This window comes from Nocardia sp. NPDC051911 (genome assembly GCF_040681035.1).
Taxonomy (GTDB): domain Bacteria; phylum Actinomycetota; class Actinomycetes; order Mycobacteriales; family Mycobacteriaceae; genus Nocardia; species Nocardia sichangensis.
Genome location: NZ_JBFAXY010000085.1, coordinates 1 through 5,408, shown reverse-complemented (window position 1 = coordinate 5,408; position 5,408 = coordinate 1). Strand labels below are relative to the sequence as shown.

Annotated in this window: 6 protein-coding genes; 2 read left to right on the top strand and 4 right to left on the bottom strand. The window is 67.3% G+C overall.

Annotated elements, in window-relative coordinates; all coding sequences use genetic code 11:
- Positions 1–418: 418 nt before the first annotated feature.
- Positions 419–1,597 carry an acetyl-CoA C-acetyltransferase gene (locus AB0L97_RS38365; protein WP_364439925.1) on the bottom strand — a complete coding sequence of 393 codons (1,179 nt, stop codon included), beginning with the start codon at positions 1,595–1,597 and terminating at the stop codon, positions 419–421.
- Positions 1,598–1,724: 127 nt separating this feature from the next.
- Between AB0L97_RS38365 and mce the strand changes: the two genes are divergently transcribed.
- Positions 1,725–2,198: a methylmalonyl-CoA epimerase gene (mce, locus tag AB0L97_RS38360; RefSeq protein ID WP_356966872.1), complete on the top strand. Its 474-nt coding sequence runs from the start codon at positions 1,725–1,727 to the stop codon at positions 2,196–2,198.
- Between the two features lie 86 nt (positions 2,199–2,284).
- Positions 2,285–3,286 (top strand): hypothetical protein, encoded by a 1,002-nt coding sequence (locus AB0L97_RS38355; protein ID WP_355081524.1) that lies wholly within the window; start codon positions 2,285–2,287, stop codon positions 3,284–3,286.
- Between the two features lie 98 nt (positions 3,287–3,384).
- On the opposite strand, the gene AB0L97_RS38350 is transcribed toward AB0L97_RS38355, so the two are convergent.
- From AB0L97_RS38350 to AB0L97_RS38340, 3 genes are read right to left on the bottom strand one after another with little or no spacing between them, the layout of a single operon-like run.
- Positions 3,385–3,693: an ATP/GTP-binding protein gene (locus tag AB0L97_RS38350; RefSeq protein ID WP_364439920.1), complete on the bottom strand. Its 309-nt coding sequence runs from the start codon at positions 3,691–3,693 to the stop codon at positions 3,385–3,387.
- A 47-nt stretch (positions 3,694–3,740) separates the two neighbouring features.
- Entirely contained in the window at positions 3,741–4,430 is a 690-nt protein-coding gene (gene nucS, locus AB0L97_RS38345) for an endonuclease NucS (protein ID WP_355081528.1), read from the bottom strand.
- A 37-nt stretch (positions 4,431–4,467) separates the two neighbouring features.
- Positions 4,468–5,199, bottom strand: a complete 732-nt coding sequence (locus tag AB0L97_RS38340) for a rhomboid-like protein (RefSeq protein WP_355081530.1) — start codon at positions 5,197–5,199, stop codon at positions 4,468–4,470.
- Between the last annotated feature and the right edge of the window lie 209 nt (positions 5,200–5,408).

The following is a 5,408-nucleotide window of genomic DNA, read 5'->3' as shown; positions in this document are numbered from 1 at the left end:
CGCGTGTGCGCGACCGCCGCTTGCTCCTTCGTCGCGTACGCGGCGGCCGCGCACACGCGAGCCGGGCCGCGAACGGAACAGGCTCGGTCTCGCTCCGCTCGAAAGACGTGGTTGCGGTGCGCTGGGCGCGTCGGCATATGAACTCGAGACATGACCAGGACCAGGACCAGGACCACGCGGGTGCCGTTGCGGCGTCACGTGCTCGGACCCGCACAGTCGTTGCTGCGGTGCACGAGGCTCGCCCTTTCGCGACCCACGTGGCGGCGCGCAAACGTCGGCCGGGCCGCGAACGGAACAGGCTCGGTCTCGCTCCGCTCGAAAGAACGTGGTTGCGGTGCGCTGGGCCAGAACGACCGATGGCCGCCCACGTCGGGGCGGCCATCGGCACGATTCGGCGCGGGGCATCGCCCCGCCGAACTCAGACGCGAACGATCAGCGCGTCACCCTGTCCGCCGCCGCCGCAGAGCGCGGCCGCGCCGACGCCGCCGCCGCGGCGCTTCAGCTCCAGCACCAGGTGCAGCAGGATGCGGGCGCCGGACATGCCCAGCGGGTGGCCGATGGCGATGGCGCCGCCGTTGACGTTCACCTTCTCCGGGTCGATGCCCAGCTTGCGGGTGGACGCGATGCCGACGGCGGCGAACGCCTCGTTGATCTCCACCAGGTCCAGGTCGGCGGGCGAGATGCCCTCGCGTGCGCAGGCTTTGGCGATCGCGTTGGCGGGCTGGTCCTGCAGCGTCGAATCCGGACCCGCGACCACACCCGCCGCACCGATCTCGGCGATCCAGCTCAACCCCAGCGACTGCGCCTTCTCCTTGCTCATCACCACGACCGCCGCGGCTCCGTCGGAGATCTGCGACGCGGTACCCGCGGTGATGGTGCCGTCCTTGCGGAACGCCGGACGCAACTTACCCAGCGACTCCATTGTGGTGTCGGCGCGAATGCCCTCGTCCGTGGTCACCAGCACCGGATCACCCTTGCGCTGCGGCACCGCGACCGGGACCACCTCGTCGTCGAACACGCCGTTCTTCCACGCCGCCGCCGCACGCTGGTGTGAAGCCGCCGCGAACGCGTCCTGATCCTCGCGGCTGATCCGATCGGCCTCGTTGCGCGCTTCGGTCAGCGCGCCCATGGCCTGATCGGTGAAGATGTCGTGCAGGCCGTCGTAGGCCATGTGGTCACGCAGCGTCACGTCGCCGTACTTGAAGCCCTCCCGGCTCTTCTCCAGCATGTGCGGCGCCCGGCTCATCGACTCCTGGCCACCCGCGACGACGATCTCGTACTCGCCCGCCCGGATCAGCTGGTCGGCCAGCGCGATCGCGTTGATGCCCGACAGGCAGACTTTGTTCAGCGTCAGCGCGGGCACGTCCATCGGGATGCCCGCCGCCACCGCCGCCTGCCGGGCCGGGATCTGGCCCGCGCCCGCGGTGAGCACCTGACCCATGATCACGTAGTCGACCTGGTCGGGCGCGACACCGCCCTTCTCCAGCGCCGCCTTGATCGCGAACCCGCCCAGATCGGAACCGCTGAAGTCCTTCAGACCTCCGAGCAGCCTGCCGACCGGGGTACGCGCACCGGAGACGATCACGGAAGTGGTCACGACGAGCCTCGCATTCGTAGATCGGACCTGCTCGCGCCCACACCGGGCAATGCGAGAGCAGGTGTTCTACTCAACGGTAGCGGGTGCGTCACGCGCGCCCCGTGCCAGGTCGCGCTACTTTCGAATGGTGAGCAACGTTACCGAACAGTCATCTTTCATCCCCGCGGACTACGTGACCGCGGTGGACCACGTCGGCATCGCGGTGCCGGATCTCGACACCGCGGTCGCCTGGTACGCGGAGAACCTCGGCATGATCGAGACCCATCGCGAGGTCAACGAGGCTCAGGGCGTGCACGAGGCGATGCTGTCGCTGCCCGGCGCACCCGACCGCGCCACTGCCCTGCAGTTGCTGGCACCGCTCAACGCGGAATCGACGATCGCGAAGTTCATCGACCGCAGCGGGCCCGGCTTGCAGCAACTGGCCTACCGGGTGACCGACATCGAGGCCGTCTCCGCGTACCTGCGCGCCAAGGGTCTGCGTTTGCTGTACGAGGCTCCACGGCACGGAACGGCCGATTCTCGCATCAATTTCATCCACCCGAAGGATGCTGGAGGTGTGCTGATCGAGTTGGTCGAACCGAACGCTAATGTTACGCACTAGTATCGGCGTCAGGTCGGGAAAACTCGTTGGAATGACATTCGCAGTCGAGTCACCATCGGCTGTCTTCAGGCTGTAGTTTGTGTGCCATGTCGTCACCCGAGTCCGATCGCAATCGCTTCGTTGCACTGCCCTTCACCGTTGTGCGCAAGGGTTATGCGCAAGACGAGGTGCGTAATTACTTCGACCGCTTCGACGCGGAACTGAGAGTCACCGCCACCGACCGCGATGCGGCTGCGGCACAAGCACGTAACCTCGCGAGCCAGCTGGAAGACGCGCGCGACGAGATCGACGAACTCCGCAAGGAGGTCGACCGACTCTCGGTGCCGCCGACCACCGCGGAAGGCATGTCCGACCGCATCTCCCGCATGCTCCGTCTCGCCTCCGACGAGGCGTCCGAGGTCCGTGCCCTGGCGCAGGCCGAAGCCGCCGAGATGGTGTCGATCGCCGAGCAGCAGGCCACCGAGATGCGTGGCAAGTACGAGTCGCTGCTCGCGGAGACCAAGGAGAAGCGCGAGGCGCTCGAAATCGAATTCGAGCAGACCCTCGCGAACGCACGCACCGAGTCCGCCAAGATCATCGAGGCCGCTCAGGCCGAGGCCGACCGCATCGCGAAGGAAGCCGACGCGAAGCGCAAGGCCACCCAGCAGGACTTCGAGGCCACCATGGCCGAGCGTCGCACCAAGCTCACCCGCGCCATGGAAGAGCTGGAAGCCACCAGCCGCGCCGAGGCCGCCCAGCGGATCAAGGACGCGACCGACGAGGCCAACCGCCTCATCACCTCCGCCACCCAGACCTCCGAGCGCAAGATCGCGCACGCGAAGGAGCTGGCCGAGGAGATGCGCGTGCTGCGCGGCCGCGTGCTCGCCCAGCTGCTCGGTATCCGCGGTCAGCTCGACTCGGTGCCCGCGATGCTCGCCGCGGTCAACCGGGAAAGCGAATTGCTGGACGGCGTTCCGGATCAGCGCAAGTCGATCGGCGGCAACACCAAGTCGGTCACCGGTTCCCGTCAGAAGGCGATCCCCGAGGTCGCCACCGAGGACGACGATATCGACTCGGAAGAGCGCGAGAGCGCCGACGTCAGCAACTGACGTCGGACTGAGGCGACTACAGCAAAACTGAACCGAATTCACCGAAGGCCGCCCCCACCGGGGCGGCCTTCCTTAATTCCGCACCCGTTTGCTGGGCATCAGGACCAGCGCCGGGTGATCTTCCGAGTACGGCGACCGTTCCAGCACCCGCGATGCCAATGCCTGCGGTCGTCTTCTCCGCCATGAGCGGGCCACGCGACGAGGTGCGCGACGCCGGGCGGAATCTCGTGGTCACAGCCCGGGCAGCGGTAGGTCTTCACTGCGCGGGTGCCCGGAATGGTGCGGACCACGTAAGTCTCGTCACCGTCCGGGCCTGATTCGGTCCGTCCGAAGACATCGCCGATCGGCGCGCCTCCCGACCGCGGGTGATCAGCGTGGCGATCCGAACGCGGTTTCCGGCGGGGCATGCGACAAGCCTATTACTCGGCCGCGCGCGCCCCGCACGCCCCCGAGTTCAGAACAAGCGGAATTCGTTGCTCTCCGTGCCACGCAGGGCGTCGTAATCGAGTGTGAGGCAGCGGATACCGCGATCCTCGGCAAGCGTGCGTGCCTGCGGCTTGATCTGCTGGGCGGCGAAAACGCCCGCCACCGGAGCCAGCAGCGGATCCCGGTTCAGCAACTCGAGGTAGCGGGTGAGCTGTTCGACGCCGTCGATCTCACCGCGCCGTTTGATCTCCACCGCCACGGTGCCGCCGTCGGCGTCCCGGCACAGCAGGTCCACCGGGCCGATCGCGGTCATATACTCGCGGCGGATGAGCGTGTAGCCGGTGCCGAGCGTATGCACGTGCTCGGCCAGCAGCTCTTGGAGATGAGCCTCCACACCGTCTTTCACCAAGCCCGGGTCCACGCCGAGTTCGTGGGAGGAGTCGTGCTCGATGTCCTCGATGGTGATGCGAAGTTCCTCGCCGGCCTTGTTGGCGACGACCCACAGCGCCTTCGCTCCCTCCGGGAGCTGCGCGTCGCCGTTGCGTTCCTCCAGCCAGCAAGGCGGGCTCATCCAGTTCAGCGGCTTGTACGAGCCGCCGTCGGAGTGCACGAGCACCGAGCCGTCCGCTTTCACCAGCAGTAGCCTGCGGGCCATCGGAAGATGGGCGGTGAGTCGCCCTACGTAGTCGACCTGACAGCGAGCAATCACTAGGCGCACCCAAGCACTGTAGGCGAACGCCCGCACGCCCCCGTCGTCAGCCCATGAGCAGAATCGCCGCGAGAACCACGCTGACGGCGAGCAGGGCGCTTTCGATCCGGGTCAGCCGCCGACGGGTGGTCGTCCTGGCCCAGACCATGCAGAACCCGACTACGGTGCCGATCATCAACGCCACCATGTGGCCGACCTGGGTGAAGGTGTGCTCGATGAGCACACCTTCGACCGCGACGATGAACCAGAGCGTCGACCAGGCGGCGCGCCACCGGTAGGGCAGGGCGGCCACCAGCGCGCCGACCAAAGCCATGGCGCCGTAGCTGACACCGACGTCTTCGGCCCAGCGGATGCTCGTGGGCACCCATCCGGCCTCAACGCCCACCCACAGCCCCGCCGCGACGAACAACGTGGCGCCGATGTGGCCGGCCAGGAAAACCCGCACCAACCGCAACGCGCCGAAGCGCAGTTCGGCGAGAGCGAGCAGACAGGCCAGCAGCGGGATGATCACCCACGACCCGACGACGTCGCCGATCACGAACGCGCTTGCCAGCAACGTCCCGATCCGGCCGTCCAGCAGGTTGTGCAGGTTCGTGCTCGCGTGCAGAACCACCCTCGTCTGCGCGGAGTCGCTCAGGACGGAGAAGATCGCCGAGACGACGACCAGCCCCGCCAAGTACACAGCCGTCGCGGGCAGCCTCGGCCGCCACCAACGCGGTCGCGTCGAGGTGGCGGGGGCTGGCGGCGCCGGGTGACCCGGCGTCGTCGCGACGACCATACATACCTCCGTTGTTCGCGCGGGACAGCGATCCGTCTCCACCATCCATCATCGTCGTCCGCGCGCTGTGTGTGCTTGTAGTTCCCTCTGAAATTGCTGCGAAACGTTCTCGCCGCATAAATGACGAAAGGCCCTCGACGGTGTCGAGGGCCTTTCGTGAAAGGATGTTCCGGCGGTGTCCTACTCTCCCACACCCTGTCGAGTGCAGT